This is a genomic window from Gilliamella sp. B3801, from assembly GCF_026536645.1.
GTDB classification, from domain to species: Bacteria; Pseudomonadota; Gammaproteobacteria; order Enterobacterales; family Orbaceae; genus Gilliamella; species Gilliamella apicola_I.
Window position 1 is genome coordinate 144,060 of record NZ_JAFNNR010000002.1, and the last position, 16,727, is coordinate 160,786.

Sequence of the window (16,727 nt, forward strand, 5' to 3'; positions counted from 1 at the left end):
CGTAAAACACTCATCAAAACCTTTTCGGAAAAGGCTTTATATCCGAATCACATCTGGTGAAAATTCAATTATTAATCGTTAACATACACACATCGATTAAATCAATTCAACCAAGTTAAAAATATGGCAGAAATAAAAATTAGTGATTGGTTATGCATCGCGCAGGAGGGTAAAACCATTGACGGTCGCGAAATTAAGCGAGAATGGATCGAAAGCGTTGCTAAAAATTACAGAATTGACCTTTATCAAGCATTGATCTGGTGCGAACACGAAGACCCTTTTTGGCGGCAATGGAGCGCAAATCTTGGTACTGTTGAAGAGTTAAAAACCGAAGAAGTAAATGGTAAATTGCGTTTAATGGCAAGGCTACGAGCCAACAGCATTTTGCAATCAATGAATGAACAAGAACAGAAAATTTACTCATCAGTTGAAATTTTACCCGATTTCCCCGATGAGGGATCGTATTACCTTGTCGGGTTAGCGGCAACCGATCAACCCGCAAGCACCGGATTATCACGTTTAGCATTTTCTAAGAATGGCCAAGCTACCGCTAAGGGATTTAGAGCCGCACCAGTCTTATTTTTAGGTAGCGGAAAAACAGAAACACCAAAGCACAATATTGATTTTTCTAAATTCACAAAAAGAGAGAACTACAGCATGACACAAGAAGAAATTGATGCGCTACTTGCCGATCTTAACGCGGCAAAACAATTAAATATTGACTTGCAAGCACAAATAGACGAGTTGAAAGCTCAACTTGAAAGCGGCGACACCGAAGCCGCGCAAGAAACTGTAGGCGATATTCAAGAGCAGGTGGAAGAGACAGAAGAAAGTCTGGAAAACGCAACCGAACACGTTGAAGACGTTAATCCGGCAGAGTTTTCGAAATTAAAAAAACAGATGATCGAACTGCAAAAACAAAACCAAACATTAACAGATAAGTTTAATGCGATGATTAATACGCCAGTTAATAAAAAGCCGGGTATTAGCTCACGATCTAGTGGCATTAAATTGCATTAATTAATAACAGGATAACCATTTATGTTGAATACCAGAGCAGAAAAACTAATCCAACAATATTGTACAGATTTGGCCTCACAGGCGGGCGTTGGTACTGTTACTAAACAGTTTTCATTATCCGCGCCAATGGAAACTTTACTCCGTGACGCCATTTTACACAGTACCGAATTTTTGCGGCTGATCACCTGTTTTGATGTTGATCAGTTAGCGGGGCAAGTTGTTATCACTGGAACATCGCAGCTATTGACGGGTCGTGTAGCCAATGGCCGATTTGTAAAAAAATTGGGGGTTGACGGTAATAAATTTAATTTAGTTGAAACAGATTCTTGCGCCGCAATCGACTGGAATACGTTAAGTGTTTGGGCTAATTCAGGTAATCGAGACGAATTTTTCAATAAGATTCAATCATTTATAGATAAACAATTCGCGCTTGATATGTTGCGCATTGGTTTTAATGGTACCAGTGTTGCAACAACAACCGATCCAACAAACAACCCTAACGGTGAGGATGTTAATAAAGGTTGGCACCAACTTGCTAAAGAGTGGAATGGAGGGGCGCAGGTCATGACCGATCCTGTTACGCTAGGTGTTGGTGGCAGTTATGAAACATTAGATGCTATGGCGTCAGATCTGATCAATCATCTACCTGTTGAATGCCGCAACGATCCAAATATTGTTATTTTGGTGGGTAGTGATTTGCTCGCGCGTGAACAGTTCCGACTATATAGCAAAGCCGATACGCCAACCGAAAATTTGGCCGCAGCTCAGCTTGATACAATTATTGCGGGCAAAAAAGCGTTTGTGCCGCCATTTATGCCAGGCAGGAGAATGGTCGCGACCACACTCAATAATTTACATATTTATACTCAACGTGGATCACGACGCCGTGCGGCTGAGGATGTGCAAGACCGTAAACAATTTGAAAATAAATATTGGCGCAATGAGGGGTATGCATTAGAGGTACCAGAACTGTATGTCGCGATTGATGAAAGTGCAATTTCATTTGTTTAATTTGATTTGTATTGCCGCTAGTTTCAACTAGCGGCTTAATAAAGGATGGATTTATGACGGTTGTTTTATCACCATTTCAACAACACCGGGAAAAAGTGGCGCAAATCAGTCAAGAAAAAGCGGTACTAGTTGATTCAAAAGATAGCTTACATATTGTTAATGCTGAGCTTGAACGTGATATCGAATACTTACGTAATTTCGGTAATAACATGGCAGAGCGTAATGAATACAAATTAAACGTTGTGTTGCCCAAGTGGCTGCCAAAAGTCGAGCGGTATTTGCAAGAGGGACGAATCTACCCAAATCCAATTTTTGTTTGGTGCATTATTTGGCTGTTTGATACTCAGCAGTTCGATCAGGGTCTCGATTGGGCAGAAATTGCAATAGAGCAAAACCAGGACACGCCGACGGCGTGGAGCATGAAACTGCCAGGTTTTGTTGCTAAAACTGTATTCGAATGGGTAGAGACCACAGCTACTAACGGCCATTCAATCGAGCCATATTTTAGTCGAGTGTTTGATCTGGTAAAAAACAAGTGGCGATTATATGAATCAGATACGGCGGAGTGGTACAAGTTCGCTGGTTTGTATCTATTACGTGATGAAAACGGCACGCCGAAGGCGACCGCTGTCGATAATGTCGACACTTTAAAACAAGCGCAAGAACTGTTGACACAGGCGCATGAAATTTACAGCAAAATTGGTGTAAAAACTATGCTGGGAAACATTGAACAACGAATTAATGCATTAACCAAATAACAGACTACACACAACCACCAGCGCCCAGCAAACTAAAATTAGTATTTTATTTGCTGAATTTGAAATTTGCGTACGGGCGCTTTTTTATAGGTTTTTGAGGATATTTATGTTTAGCGGACAGGATTTTAAACAATCAGACATTTACATCAAAAATGACGGTTTTTGGCCCGATCTTGATCTGTCTGATTTTATGATTGAGCGTTCTATGTCGCCTAATATTAATCAACAATTAATACGTGACGCGCTCGTGTCGGCAGTTGTTGAAATCAATTTGACGCTAGAACAATACAAAAAAACACAAATATCTAACGGGGTTAACACAGCATCAAAATGCGGAGTAGTCAGCGTTGATGGCATATCATCAACAGTGATTATTTATAAAAAAGCGGTTTTTGCAAGGGCTAAGTCGGATTTGGTCGGTGAATTTGTCAGTATTGCTAGTCGAGATGACAAACTCGGCGAAAGCCAAAAAGAAATGAAGGCTGCATTGCTCGCGGAAAGCACACGAGAAATTCGTAAATTACTAGGTCTGCGTCGCTGCGGGGTGGCTTTAATATGAGTTTAATTAATGAATTAACAAAATTTTTAAAAGATAACCTACCCGCAGATGTTTATCGTGGGCAAAAGTTTACCTCGTTTATGGACAACTTAGAAATCGATCGGGTATTTAAACAGATAACAAAAAAACCAACGGAACAACTATTATGCGCAAAACTGAAATACGATGCGGTGATAACATTTGACGAGTTCCCGTACCGAGTTTTTGACCCATGCCTAGTGTTTGCGTTAGTTATGTGTTGGCTTGAAAGTAAAAATTGTAGCGATGCGCAATTTGATAGTGTCAACCCGGATATTGACGTTTCAGAAAACGACGAACAAACGGCATATCTAATGATTTCAGTGCCGTTAATTGAATGCATTACGTTAATTGAAGATGAAAACGGGGCAATACCATATAAAGGTAGGCGATACAGATTAGGTGAAACCAGCATCTGGATGCACCCTGAGGACGTTAACATCAATGCGAATTAGTGGCGAACTAAATAAAGCTCAGTTAAAACATTTAAGGGCTGAAATAGAACGGATGAATTTAACGCCGGAAAAACGCCAAAAGCTGCTATATCGCATTATGAAAAATGGCGTAATAGCAGCAACTGAGCGCAACATTAAACGCCAAAAAACGCCAAGCGGCACAAATTTTGATAAACGCCATAGCAAACGTAGGGCAAAACTGCTCAGCAAAATAACCAAAAGCATAGGTGTTAAGTCAACACCATTTGAGGGGAAAGCGTTTTTTAAGGGGCAGTACAAGAGTACATCAAGCAAGGCGATCCCGATTGGCGTTGTAGCTAAAACCCAACAAGAAGGGTTGAAAGTTACACAAAACAAAGAGCAATTTACTAATCAAACTCACAACACGCAAAAAGGGTCGGTGACGGATAGGCAGGTAAAAAAATTACGAAAATTGGGGCATACACACCCAAAAAATAAAAAAAGGGTGCGCTCATCCGCCAAATGGCTAAGGGAAAATTTAAGTGAAGCACAGGCGGGGATTGTTATTAGGCAAATGCTAGCTGAACAAGCAAAAAGCAGTTGGGATATTAAAGTCCCTGGTCGTGAGTTTTTGGGCATTAGCGATGCGGATTTTGAAAAATCAATTAAACGCGAATTACGGAACATTAATTTTGGTGGCAGTAAAAGGGGGGATTTTTAAATGGTTTGGCCAACAATTACAATCAATCAATTAAATTTGTTGCAGGGTGAAACCGATGAGGTTGAACGTCGATTTCTATTTATCGGCAATGCTAACAAAAACAAAGGGCAAATTATTTCAGTCAATGCGCAAACTGATTTCAACAGCGTATTAGGTAATGATGATAGCGCGCTAAAAAAAGGCGTATTAGCAGCATTAGAAAACGCCGGCCAGAATTGGTTTGCCAGTATTGCAATACTCAATGACGGTCAAGACTGGACAGACGCTGTAATGCAGGCGCAAAAGATCGCCTCGTTTGAGGCGGTCGTCTATGCTGAAAATATCAATACGAAATCTGAAATCAATAAGGCGATCACACTCCGCAAGAATTTAATTGCTAAATACGGACGCTGGGTGCGATTCATATTGGGCGTGGAGGGTCTGCAATCAAACGAAACTTGGGCCAAATATGAATCGAGATTAGCTACACTGCAAAGCGGCATCGCCGAATATGCAATTACGCTTGTGCCGATGCTTTGGGGTAATGAGCCGTTTGTTAATGCGGGGCGCTCATGTAATCGTTCTGTAACCATCGCTGATGCGTTGGCGCGGGTTAAAACGGGTGCAGTCAGTAATTTAGGTCGCGACGCCCTGCCCGTTGATGCTGCCGGTGTTGAATTACCGTTAGCGACACTACAAACGTTAAATGCTAACCGCTACAGCGTGCCGATGTGGTACCCAGACTATGACGGCATTTATTGGGCAGACGATCGCACATTAGATGTTGAGGGTGGCGACTATCAATCAGCCGAAACAGTACGCGTTATCGATAAAGTAGCACGAAAAATCCGATTGTTAGCTATTGCTAAAATTGCTGACGCATCATTCAATAGTTCGGCTAATTCAATCGCCGTTCACCAGCAGTATTTTGCTAAACCGCTGCGTGAAATGTCAATTACTACTCAAATTAACGGTATTGAGTTTCCGGGCGAGGTCAAAAAACCTCGGGACGGCGATATCGTTATCACCTGGAAATCACAAAAAATTGTCGATATTTACGTCGTTGTGCGCACGCGTGATATTCCAATGCAAATCACTATCAGTCTGATGTTAGATTCATCATTAGATCAGTAATTAGGAGTAAAAAATGGGGTCAAGAATTACCGGAAAATCATTCGATGTGAACTATGCGGGTGAACTGATTCAAGTTAAAAGCATTACATTGACAATTACAGATAATAGCGCAACCGCAACCACTAACGGCGTGCCCGACGGGCATATAGCCGGGTCGGTGTCAGCCGAGGGTGCAATTACGTTGACCAGCAAATATTTTAATAAATTAATCGATATTGCCAGAGCTGCCGGATCATTTCGTGATATGCCGGCGGCTGATTTTATGTTCTATGCCAACACCGGCGATGAAGAGCAAAAAATCGAGGCATACGGCTGTAAGCTCAAAATCTCAGATCTGCTCAATGCTGATAAATCCAGTGACGATGAAACTACGCATACTGTCGATTATATGGTGACGTCACCCGATTTTGTCAGCATTAACGGAGTGCCGTATCTATCAGCAACAGATACACGCAATTTATTAAATAACTAGGTTTTGATGATGACTAATGAAGAATCGTTATTAGTAAAGATTGGGCTGGTGGGGTTTATGCTCGGCATAGCTAAATTGTTAGCAGGAGACGAGGCAATCACGTGGCGAAAAGTTGTTGGCAGGTCGTTGCTTGGTACCGGCTCCTCACTGATTGCTGGATTAATCATGATCCCCCACCCTAACGCGCCGCAATTGGTTGTTGTTGGAGCCGCGGCGTTGTTAGGTATTTTAGGGCATTCATTAATTGAATGGGTAGTTATCACCTATATAGATAAGAAGAAAGAGGATAATAAATGAATTTGTCACAACACTTTAAACTTTCAGAATTTGCGTGTAAATGCGGTTGCGGCCGTGACGATATCAATCCGAAATTGATTGATGTGCTGGAGGACGTGCGGATTTATTTTAACACCCCAGTCTACATTAACAGCGGTTGCCGTTGCCCACGGCACAATCAATCCGTGGGCGGAACGCGGCACAGCCAACATATATTAGGTAACGCGGCTGATATCAGCGTCAAACGCGTTAATCCTAAATCTGTGGCTGATTATTTGGAATCAAAATACCCAAATAAATTTGGGATTGGGCGCTACAAAACATTTACCCATATTGACGTCAGGAGTGTTAAAACGCGCTGGGGTTCAAATGAATAAAAGCCGGCTGGTCATTGTTGGAATTTTTGTATTAATGGTTTTCGGATTTGGTTTTTATTTTGCGTCATTACAACATGATAGCAGATCGTTAAAGCAAATAAACCAGCTGAATCGTGAAACAAACCGACATCAATTGGTTATTAACAATAAATCGCACGAGCTGGAAATAAAATTACAACAGGTAAAAACGTATGAAAGACAAAATCACAAAAAAACGCAGGCCGCTGGCGATGCTACTAATAGCAATTGCATTAGTTCTGATTTTGTCGAGCTGTTCAATCAACAAACAGCAGAATACGAAAATATTTTATCAACAAAACACGTTGACGAAATGCGTTGAAACATTGCCGCGTATCGAAAATAACACAGCATCGGCAATACAAAACGCATTAATTGAATGGCGCGGCATTTATATTGACTGCGCACTCAGACACAACATTTTAATTGAAACAATAATCGAGGTAGAACATGAAAATCACATTAACAATTAACGGTACAGATGTCACATTTGAGCCAACAAAACTAGCGTATAACTCGTATATCAACGATATCACGATGAACGACAAAGTCGCTCCGGCAACTAATTTTTTACGTCGTACTGTTGTCTCCGAAGATAAAGATAAGCTGAACGAGATTCTAGAAAAACACGTCGGCGCGGCATTACAAATTATTGAAAAAGTACTGAAACAGTTCGCTCCTGATTTAGAAATTGAAATAAAAAACTAAATCGGCGAGTAAGTAAGATTGAAAAAAATTCGTTAGAGCAGCTTTTGATCTTACGTCGCTACTATTTCCCGACCGAGAATGATAGTAGTGAAAACCTCGCCCGAGTGGCTTGGCTTGACAATCATCTAGCAGAGGTACAAGCGGCAGCAGTGGCAAACGGTATAGGAAAGGCGTTTAAAGGTATCAAATAAATGTCATCATCATTAGATTTCACAATTAAATTAACGGATCGCGTTACAGCACCGCTTAAACGTGTTCAGTCACAATTTAAATCATTTAATGCAACCGCAGCCAGTTCATTTAAAAAAATTGGTGGCGGCGGGCTGGCGCTGTTTGCCGTTGCTAAAAGCATAACTGCCCTGCTATCCCCTACCGCAGAAATGGACAGGGCTCTAAAAAACGCCAGTGTCGGCGGTGTTTCGTCAATTAATGAACTGCGCGCAGCGGCTAAAAAATTTAGCGCTGAGTATGGTACCAGCGCGCTTGATTTTGTTAACTCCGCATCATCGATTAAAGGGGCGCTATCCGGTATTAGTGATGTCGACGTACCGCAGGCTGTAGCTGCAATGAATATGCTGTCAAAAGCTACCGGCGAAAGCGTGGACATATCAACCGCATACATTGAGCAAATGGCATCAAATTACCGAAATGCGTCTAACAAAATTGGTCAACTCAATTTCGCCCGGCATGCTGCCGGTATCGCTGCGTATGCTAAAAATAATTTTAATGTCTCTACCCAGCAACTGCAAAGTATGATGCAAAGCACTAAAGGTGCTGCCGCTAATAACGGCGTGGGTATGGGGGAACAGGCGGTTGTTCTGGGTCTGGCCAGTAAAAGTTTGGGGAGTGGTGCAGCAAAATCTTATGCCGCACTTTACAAAAATTTAGGCGCCGCAGGTCGAGAGTTAGGACTATCGTTTGCTGATGCTAACGGCAAAATGCTGTCAATGCCCGAAATTATTGCAAAAATTCAGGGTAGATTCGGTAAGGATTTGTCGACGAACATTAAAGCCCAACGAGAATTGGATAAGGCTTTTGGGGCTGGCGCTGATATTGTTCGGGTGCTCTCGAATAATTTTGATGAACTACAACAACACACCCAGGAGATTGGCCGCGGTCAGAATTTTAAACTAATGCAAAGAATGGCTGAGGCAAATGTTAAACCGTTGGATAGAATCAATGCTCAATTCGTGAATATTAAAGAGTCGCTCGGTCGCGCATTATTACCAGTTTTAACACCTGTTATGAATACGATCGGAGGATTAATTGGTAAATTTTCTAAATGGTTGGAACTGTTCCCTAATTTAGCAAAATGGTTAGGTATTGTCACAGTGGCGTTTATGGGGTTGGCTGCTGTGGCCGCGATTTTCGCAATTATTTCTGGGGTCATCTCGTTATTGTGTTCCCCAATTATGTTAATCGTTTTGGCAATCGGTGCAGTAATCGCTGTTTGTTGGGTTTTTCGAGATAAAATCGGCGCTGTTATCAATTGGGTTATTGATAAATTTCAGGCGTTTTGGGCAGCACTCAGTCAAACGTGGTTTATTCAGGCGTTGATAAAATTTTTCCAATTTTTTGGGGCGGTTTTTTCGGCTGTTTGGCGTGGGATTTCCGCGGCGTTTGATGCCTGGATATCAGTAATTGGCTGGCTGTTTAATACAATTGTTTCCGCATTTTCAATAATTATCGACGTTATAGGGGATTTTTGGAACAGCATCCGTGACACATGGATCATTAATCTGCTGGTCGATAGTTTCAACTGGTTGTTTGATTTGGTGTGTTCTGGTTGGGATCTGATTATGTCGGCGTTCGACGCGTTGGTTGACGGGCTGTGTGCTGCGTGGGATTGGTTTGTGGGATTTTTTACCGATTTTTCGTTTTTTGATTCGTTTTCTGAAATCGGGGACGCATTGATTGGGATGTTTTCGAACGCGTGGAAACGGGTTAAAAATATGGGGATCGCTGTTATTAACACCATTATCGAGGGTTTGAACTATATACCGGGCGTAAATATTGAGCTGCTAGAATACGAGAAAATTGACGAGCCGGAACGCACCCCCGTCAACCCTGCTAAATCGCCGATTACTAGCACTGTTGTTAGTGAAATAGAGCCTGGGGGATTGTCTCGTGAAATTCGCAATAACAAATCTCAATCTATCGATAATAGTAAAAATATTCAATCGGTTACTATAAACAACGCGCAGCCACTGACGCCTGCGCAATTACAAGAATGGGAGACGCTATATGCTGGATAAATACGTTGATTTGTTCATAGCTGATCGTGATTTTTCGTTGAATAGTGGTTATGAGCCCAATTTGGCAAAAAATCAGCATAGCATAGGTCAGGATGTCAAACACTCAATTATTGAGAGCGGTTTGGCTACTGAATTAGTTGCTGAACGATCGCCTACAATGCGTTATGACGTATTCACGCAAATTATTCTGTTAGTTGAACGCGATCGCAGGATAGTGCCTGGCACTGTTCGCATCACAGAGGAAACATCTGAACGGCTATATTTAACTGCTGACACGTACGAATTTGGAAAAATTGGAGTAACAATCGATGGTTGATTATCAGAAAACATTTGAAAAAATCCTGCACGACCATGGTATGCCTATTGACGAAAACGCCGTACGCAGCGAGTTCGAGGAGTTGGTCAGAACTGAAGGGCTGATTACCAACACGTCGAAATATTCGCCGTTTTGGCGTCTAATTTTAGCTATTGTCATTCAACCCTATATTTGGCTAAAAAATGCATTTATCAAAAACGTGCTGATGAATATGTTTTTAATGACAGCCCGCGGTCAATTTTTAGATTTGTTTGCTAATGCTGTTAATTTAGAGCGTAAACCAGCAACAGCGGCAACAGGTGAAATTCTATTTACTAAATCAAATCAGAATCTATCGGTGGTTATACCTGCGGGCACTGTCATCAGTTCTCCAGAAATTAACGGGGTTGCATATCAATTACAAACCACTCAGGAGTATAGTATCCCTGTTGGCGTTGAACGTGCACGTGTTCCTGTGGTGGCAGTCGGCAGCGGTGAAAATTACAATTTAGCCGCAGGTTATTATCGTTATTTGGTTGAACAGATCGACGGCATAACAGTTACCAATGATGACAATTGGCTGATCTCTCCGGGCGCTAATATTGAATCAGATGATGATTTAAGGGATAGGACCCAGAACCAATACAATTTTGTCGGTCATTATCACACTGACGCAGTTTATCGGGGTATTGTGACAACAATTGCTGGGATATCTGCTAAACAGATTTTTTTCGTTCACGACGCGCCACGTGGCCCGGGTACAGCTAATTTGTACCTACTATTAAATGACGGTGTCGATTCGGCCTATTTTGTCGACAAAATTAACAACTACATTATGGGACAGGGGCATCGAGGACACGGTGACGATTTGAAATGTTTTGCTGTGCCAGGTAATCCATATGATATTAATGTCTCACTATATTTTGAACGTGAACAACAGCCGTCTGATGTCAATCAATACGTATTGAATATTGAAAATTTTATCCGTTGCGCATTTCGTCAGAACAACGATTATAACGTAACGCAGGTGAACGCATATTCACGTTTTAGCATCTCAAAATTAAACGAGGAGCTGCATGAACAATTTGATGAATTGCATTCAATTGTATTTAACATTGGCGACATTGTCAGCGAGTTAGAAGTGCCTAGGCTGCGAACTCTAACAATTAATGCAGAGGTCGCAGAATGAAACTGAAAATCAAATTGCCGGTCTGGATGAATCGGGGCGAACCGTTAAAATTGGCTAATGCCGCGGTTCAATACTGGGATCGTATGTATCAATGGTTAAAATTCCCTATTCTGCAGTTTGATCCGCTGACCTGTGATGAACGGCTGTTATTTTTGTACGCATATCAACGAGACGTTAAACGACTGAATAATGAATCCCTCCAGCTCTATCGAAAACGCCTTAGATACGCGTTCTCGAACGCCGCTGATTCTGGATCCGTTGCCGGGTTTAGAAATATTTTTGAGCGTTTAGAAATTGGTGCAGTTCAAATACTGGAACGTCAGCACGGCTACGATTGGGACGTTATTATTCTGAGATTATCAGATAACCAGTTAACAAATAATCGTGAATTACTAACTGAAATTATCAGACAATACGGCCGAACGTGCAGACGTTATTATTTTGAGATTGTTCACACGCAACCAATTCGTTTTCGATGCGGTGATTTCAATAATAATCAGCGTTACAACGGATCTGAATTTGATTTTAAACGAACACACCTGTCAGCGGTAATTGTTAGCGTTGGCGGATTTGGTGAAATAAAAACTCTACGGGGTACAACATGAGTAAAACGGCAATAATAAAAACAGGCGAACAATTTTTTATGCGTCAACTGAGCCAATCCCAACCGATAACGTTGGATCGGGTAATTTTTGCAAATATTGACGGAGTTAACGGGGATACCGATATCGATTTTAACGGTTTGATACCGTCCGCTGATCAGGTTGTACACACAGCGCCTGTCACTCAGACCGGGTTATTAAACGATAGAACCGTGGTTTATTCGGTTATTTTAGATACCGGTGTCGGGGATTTTTTGTTTAATTATATCGGGCTGATTAACGCGGAAACTAATACGCTATGTATGGTAATGCATACTGATCTAACTCGAAAAATAAAAACCGCTGGACAACGACAGGGTAATACTATCACTGAATCAATTTGGTTAGAAATCGATAACGCGTCTGAATCAACGGGGATTACAGTTAATGCAGAAACGTGGCAAATTGACTACTCAAAACGATTGGGGGGTGAGGATGAGCGCATCCGATTAACAAACTATGATTTATATAATCGATTGGCAATTCATTACGGTTTTGAAATAACCAAAACTGGCGATCAAATGGCTGTATCGTCAGGTTTGGCGTATGTTGCTGGTTTGCGTGTTGATCACACAACAGAAACGTTGATAAACATTGAAAGAAATCAATCGCTATATATTGATGCGTGGCTGGCCGGAACTACAACTGGCGAATGGTCTGTAAAATATAATTTAGTCGCAGGTACCAATTTACGGGATTACGAACACGCCGGATCTGATCATTACGTTGAACGTGTTGCCTCAGTTGACGCCAATGGTCAGCTGATTGTTGTTAAACCGAAATCGTTTGTCACCACGTCCGATCGTGCGTCAACTGATAACTGGGGGATTGTCAGACTCAGCTCGGCAACAAATAGCGAATCTGAATTAGAGGCGTCCACACCGCTGGCCGTTAAAATCACTCACGATTTGGCATCGTCAGCGAACGATAGCGCCATTCACGCGCACGAAAAATTGTCCGCTATTGAGCCGGTTGTGTCCCAGTTGCGCGATAAAATATCTATTAACAACAACAAAACCACAATTTTTTCACCCAATAAACAATTTGGGTACGTCATTGACAATGACGGCACGATTGGTCGCTGCGATAGCGACAACCGTTATTCATGGGCGTTTGATCGTTCAGGCGTTTTGACAGGCGGACGAGTGCCGGCAGCAAACGTTATCGATTTATCAAAACACGTTGAACAATTATTTTCGCAGGGCTGGAGCGATCACGCCGGTTTTGTTAAATTGCCGTCTGGGGTTTTGATCCAGTGGGGACAGGTTGATTATTATGAATCGTGGGGTGCGAATGGCGGAACTGGTAATTTTTTTACCTCGTTCCCTAACGCGTGTCTGTCGATCGTGTGTAGTGACCGCGACGCTGGTGCACACTCGATCGGCGCATGGCCAATATCACGATCTCAATTTAAATTCTGGGGTCGTTCCAGCGAAGCGTCGTTTAAAAATTCCGCAATAACGTATTTAGCTATAGGGGTATAAAATGAGATTTTTTTTCGATCACGATTCCAATTCGTTTTACATTGACGCTGTCAACGATTCGATCCCGCACACGGCGATCGAAATCACGCAGCAGCAACATCACGATTTATACGCTGCAATCAACGCTGGTTGCGTTGTATTTGATGATTTGTCGTATTCAGAGCCTAGGCCGTCTCAGTTTCACGAGTGGGACGGCCAGCAATGGGTCAAAAATATTTCTATCTACGATCGTTATATCATTGAGCAGAATCAGACTGTGAAAAATTTATTGATTTCTGAGGCTAGCGAACAGATAGCTGTGTTACAGGATATTATCGATCTCGATATGCAGTCCGCGGATGAGGAGCGGCGGCTCAAACAGTGGAAAAAATACAGAATTTTGTTAACTCGTATTGACGCGAATCAAACTGAAATAAATTGGCCAGAGAAACCGGAATAATCAATTATGTGGTGTGATAAAACATTTTCATTAGCAAAATATCAGCAGATGAACTATGAGGTTATAGCGATTGAACCGTATCCGATTACTAATAGCAAATTTTTATCCCCTACAGAGGCGATTAACGCACTGCAACGCCAGATCGACAGCGTAACGCCGGTTGCTGTTGTAATGATCTCGTCTGTAACAGAAACTGAATTTATTCGTCAGTTAACGGCGTTTAGCCGGTGCTGGGATTTGCCAGAAATTACGCGCGCATTGAGAACAGCCAAAACAGTGCAGGATTTGGAAATAACAAAAATGGTTATCCCAAACCCTGCCGATCGCAGGGTGGTCAAACAATTATCATCCAGTAATACACGTGCAATTGTTAACGCTCAAACGTTGAAATCGGCACAACAATGCCCTCGGTCGTCAATAAATAGCGTCATGCGTGAACTGCAACAGTTTGCACAGAAAAAATCTGAAATTTTGAACAGTGTCACAAACAATACGGCATCATTAACTAGCGGTAGCATTGATGTTAATTTTTTTTATGGTTATCCCTGTGATCTCTATAAAAATTTGCCTAACAGTGAACATATTTTTACGTTTTTGTTGGCGTTTTCAGATATTAATTTAACCCCTATTTTGGATTTAGTGCATGATAGAATGCTCATCGAACAATAACGGATCATCGGGTCGCGTTGATAATATTGTATTAGCGTTAGATGGTGAATCAATCGTATTAAAAAACCCGTCAATTTCTGTTGAGTATGATTTGCCGGAAGACGACCAGTCGGGGCAATCGTCATCGACTAACAGCAGTGAAAAAGGAATCAAGCCCAAAAAGCTTAATATTAGCGGGTTAATTGAATACTCAACGCCGGATCGGCTCAGTCGTTTAATCGAATTGTCGTATCAAACAGAAAATGGCGGTGCAAAAAAATTATATCGTATTGCCAACGCTACGGCTAACGTCGTCAATCTACGTGAGGCTGTTTTCAGCGGAAAAATTTCGGTTTCCCCTCATTCGTCACTGCTCGCGTGGCAAATAGGATTTTCTCTATCAGAGCGGAAATCTGTCCCCGAAAAACGAGAAACTCGCGCTCAACAACTGGCGGTAGAAAACGGTGATGAGCACGTCGGCGCAATAATTGAAGAGGTACCAGACGAACACGAGGAGAGCGCCGAGCTTTCCTGGTTTGAGCAAAATGTTTTGGCGCGGGCTAATGATGCGTTAGGGTAGTCAAATGAAAATACATAAATATGCAGTTATCAATAACGATCGCATTCAGATTATTGATTGTAATATCGTTTTGGAATTAAATTCGTGTGGACGTGGATTTATTACCGTCCCGGCTAATAACGATTCGTACATAAACAAAACGTTGATTATAAACGTTGGATACGGCACTGATTTGCAGCGATTTTTTACTGGTTACGTGGAAAGTGAGCAGACCGCGGCAAAAAACACTAAAAAGCTTTTTATTCGCGAATTAATCGGTTGTTATAAACAGAATATTGATTGTTCGTTTCAACACCCTACATTAAAAATTGTCACTGAATATCTAACGTCAAAAAATGGGTTGCAGTTTAATTTGCCCAATGCAACATACGTTAATACTAAAATACCGCATTTTAAACATTCAGGAACAGGAGATCATCTATTGCGCGAAATTGGCAGGGCGTTCAGCATTCCGGAATACGTTTTTTTTCAAACGCCGACAGGCAAAATCTATTGCGGTAGTTATAGTGACAGCTATTTTTCTGATAAAAATATCGATCTGGGCGACAATTTAAATACAATTTCTTCGTCTACCGCTGGATCAAATATTGTGGAAATTCCACTGGTACCAAAATTGCGGCCTGGAGTAAAAATAAACGGCAAAAAAATCACTACTGTCAATTTGATTAACGATAATATGACTATCTCATTTGAGGATGTCACGGTTAAAAAATCAGCAGCGCGCCGTCAAATAGAACGAGAGTTCCCAGAGTTGGCAGACGGCTATCATCTGTCAAAAATGGCGAAAGTTGTGGCTATTTCTGATGAGACAAATTTGGGAGATATATCAACACCATTTCGCCCTAAATACGCAGTAAACGTACAATTGCTAGACGAGAACGGCGCAGAATCTAAAACGCCAGTTTATAAATCGGTGCCATTGCCTGTCACCAATATTGGATCCGAGGGGGGCTCGTATCACTATCCCGAGGTTGGTACCGAGGTTGAGATAGGTTTTATTAACGGCAGACCTGACCAGCCAGTAATACGCAATATTTACCCAAACAACAAAACAATGCCAGATATCAAAAAAAACGAGCATCTGCTACAGCAGCGTGCAGAGGTTTTTACTAAAATTGACCACGTAGGCAACATGACCCGCGAGAGCGACCAGACGGTAACTGATAACGCCCGCGATTATTGTTTAAATAGTGATTCGTCAACAGAAAAAACAACAACCAAAACAGTTTCGGTTGCTGCAAATTATACAGTTAATGTCTACAGTAATTGCAAATTATCTGCTAACACAATTAGTGCGATTTCTTTGGATGATTTTACAGTCGGCACCAGCTCGAACCAGGTGCAATACGTGGGCAAAAATTACACATTGAACGTTGACGGGGATCAGTGCGTCCAAATAAAACAAAATTGTGATTTAACGGTGACTAATAGTATCACAACCACCGCTAGCGAAATTCGTGAAACGGTTGCCACTATTCGTCAATCAATAGCCGGTGCCCAACAACAAATACTGGCGCCGTCGGTTTGGTTGGGATCGTCAACAATAAATATTTCGCAACTGATGCTGGACACGTTAGAATTAATTGAACGCCTCGCAGAGCTGACAGCTCAACACACGCATCCAAATACCAGCCCCCCTACAAATTCGGCGGCAATTAACGGCGTTAAATTAGATGCTCTCAAATTGGATGAAAAGTATTCTCCAATTATAGCTAAATAGTCGTTGTTT

Annotated in this window: 22 protein-coding genes; all 22 read left to right on the forward strand. The window is 41.8% G+C overall.

All coding sequences use genetic code 11. The features are described 5' to 3' along the window. Window positions 1-123 precede the first annotated feature (123 nt). The 22 genes from J3U14_RS02055 (at window position 124) to J3U14_RS02155 (ending at window position 16,718) form a co-directional block, all read left to right on the forward strand. A complete protein-coding gene (locus tag J3U14_RS02055) occupies window positions 124-1,020 on the forward strand; it encodes a GPO family capsid scaffolding protein (RefSeq protein WP_267350831.1) in 897 nt (298 codons plus the stop codon). A gap of 21 nt (window positions 1,021-1,041) precedes the next feature. Then, window positions 1,042-2,031, forward strand: coding sequence for a phage major capsid protein, P2 family (locus J3U14_RS02060; protein WP_267350830.1), 990 nt, complete (start codon window positions 1,042-1,044; stop codon window positions 2,029-2,031). A 53-nt stretch (window positions 2,032-2,084) separates the two neighbouring features. Further along, entirely contained in the window at window positions 2,085-2,789 is a 705-nt protein-coding gene (gpM, locus tag J3U14_RS02065; protein ID WP_267350829.1) for a phage terminase small subunit, read from the forward strand. A 106-nt stretch (window positions 2,790-2,895) separates the two neighbouring features. After that, a complete protein-coding gene (locus tag J3U14_RS02070; RefSeq protein ID WP_267350828.1) occupies window positions 2,896-3,348 on the forward strand; it encodes a head completion/stabilization protein in 453 nt (150 codons plus the stop codon). Further along, window positions 3,345-3,821, forward strand: a complete 477-nt coding sequence (locus tag J3U14_RS02075) for a phage tail protein (protein WP_267350827.1) — start codon at window positions 3,345-3,347, stop codon at window positions 3,819-3,821. The genes J3U14_RS02070 and J3U14_RS02075 overlap by 4 nt, the downstream gene beginning before the upstream one ends. After that, window positions 3,811-4,503, forward strand: coding sequence for a hypothetical protein (locus J3U14_RS02080; RefSeq protein ID WP_267350826.1), 693 nt, complete (start codon window positions 3,811-3,813; stop codon window positions 4,501-4,503). The genes J3U14_RS02075 and J3U14_RS02080 overlap by 11 nt, the downstream gene beginning before the upstream one ends. Then, window positions 4,504-5,616, forward strand: a complete 1,113-nt coding sequence (locus J3U14_RS02085; protein ID WP_267350825.1) for a DUF2586 domain-containing protein — start codon at window positions 4,504-4,506, stop codon at window positions 5,614-5,616. Between the two features lie 13 nt (window positions 5,617-5,629). Further along, a complete protein-coding gene (locus tag J3U14_RS02090) occupies window positions 5,630-6,088 on the forward strand; it encodes a phage protein (RefSeq protein WP_267350824.1) in 459 nt (152 codons plus the stop codon). 9 nt (window positions 6,089-6,097) lie between these two features. Continuing rightward, window positions 6,098-6,385 carry a holin gene (locus tag J3U14_RS02095; protein WP_267350823.1) on the forward strand — a complete coding sequence of 96 codons (288 nt, stop codon included), beginning with the start codon at window positions 6,098-6,100 and terminating at the stop codon, window positions 6,383-6,385. Beyond that, window positions 6,382-6,741: a D-Ala-D-Ala carboxypeptidase family metallohydrolase gene (locus J3U14_RS02100; protein WP_267350822.1), complete on the forward strand. Its 360-nt coding sequence runs from the start codon at window positions 6,382-6,384 to the stop codon at window positions 6,739-6,741. The genes J3U14_RS02095 and J3U14_RS02100 overlap by 4 nt, the downstream gene beginning before the upstream one ends. After that, complete coding sequence (locus tag J3U14_RS02105) at window positions 6,734-7,081, forward strand: hypothetical protein (protein ID WP_267350821.1); 348 nt, start codon at window positions 6,734-6,736, stop codon at window positions 7,079-7,081. Before J3U14_RS02100 ends, J3U14_RS02105 begins: the two co-directional genes overlap by 8 nt. Before the next feature lie 128 nt (window positions 7,082-7,209). Further along, complete coding sequence (locus J3U14_RS02110) at window positions 7,210-7,467, forward strand: putative phage tail assembly chaperone (RefSeq protein WP_267350820.1); 258 nt, start codon at window positions 7,210-7,212, stop codon at window positions 7,465-7,467. 44 nt (window positions 7,468-7,511) lie between these two features. Then, entirely contained in the window at window positions 7,512-7,658 is a 147-nt protein-coding gene (locus tag J3U14_RS11690; protein WP_416380138.1) for a DUF6890 family protein, read from the forward strand. Then, window positions 7,659-9,722, forward strand: a complete 2,064-nt coding sequence (locus J3U14_RS02115; protein ID WP_267350819.1) for a phage tail tape measure protein — start codon at window positions 7,659-7,661, stop codon at window positions 9,720-9,722. It abuts the gene before it with no gap. Next, window positions 9,712-10,038: a DUF2590 family protein gene (locus J3U14_RS02120; protein WP_267350818.1), complete on the forward strand. Its 327-nt coding sequence runs from the start codon at window positions 9,712-9,714 to the stop codon at window positions 10,036-10,038. The genes J3U14_RS02115 and J3U14_RS02120 overlap by 11 nt, the downstream gene beginning before the upstream one ends. Then, the gene (locus J3U14_RS02125) at window positions 10,031-11,206 is read left to right on the forward strand and encodes a baseplate J/gp47 family protein (RefSeq protein WP_267350817.1); all 1,176 of its coding nucleotides are present in this window, start codon (window positions 10,031-10,033) and stop codon (window positions 11,204-11,206) included. The genes J3U14_RS02120 and J3U14_RS02125 overlap by 8 nt, the downstream gene beginning before the upstream one ends. Then, window positions 11,203-11,811, forward strand: coding sequence for a phage tail protein (locus tag J3U14_RS02130; RefSeq protein ID WP_267350816.1), 609 nt, complete (start codon window positions 11,203-11,205; stop codon window positions 11,809-11,811). The genes J3U14_RS02125 and J3U14_RS02130 overlap by 4 nt, the downstream gene beginning before the upstream one ends. Further along, entirely contained in the window at window positions 11,808-13,331 is a 1,524-nt protein-coding gene (locus tag J3U14_RS02135; protein ID WP_267350815.1) for a phage tail protein, read from the forward strand. The genes J3U14_RS02130 and J3U14_RS02135 overlap by 4 nt, the downstream gene beginning before the upstream one ends. A gap of 1 nt (window position 13,332) precedes the next feature. After that, the gene (locus tag J3U14_RS02140) at window positions 13,333-13,770 is read left to right on the forward strand and encodes a tail fiber assembly protein (protein ID WP_267350814.1); all 438 of its coding nucleotides are present in this window, start codon (window positions 13,333-13,335) and stop codon (window positions 13,768-13,770) included. A gap of 6 nt (window positions 13,771-13,776) precedes the next feature. Continuing rightward, window positions 13,777-14,439, forward strand: coding sequence for a hypothetical protein (locus tag J3U14_RS02145; protein ID WP_267350813.1), 663 nt, complete (start codon window positions 13,777-13,779; stop codon window positions 14,437-14,439). Continuing rightward, on the forward strand, window positions 14,414-14,998 hold the full coding sequence (locus tag J3U14_RS02150; RefSeq protein WP_267350812.1) for a hypothetical protein: 585 nt from the start codon (window positions 14,414-14,416) through the stop codon (window positions 14,996-14,998). The genes J3U14_RS02145 and J3U14_RS02150 overlap by 26 nt, the downstream gene beginning before the upstream one ends. A 4-nt stretch (window positions 14,999-15,002) precedes the next feature. Further along, window positions 15,003-16,718 (forward strand): hypothetical protein, encoded by a 1,716-nt coding sequence (locus J3U14_RS02155; protein WP_267350811.1) that lies wholly within the window; start codon window positions 15,003-15,005, stop codon window positions 16,716-16,718. Window positions 16,719-16,727 lie beyond the last annotated feature (9 nt).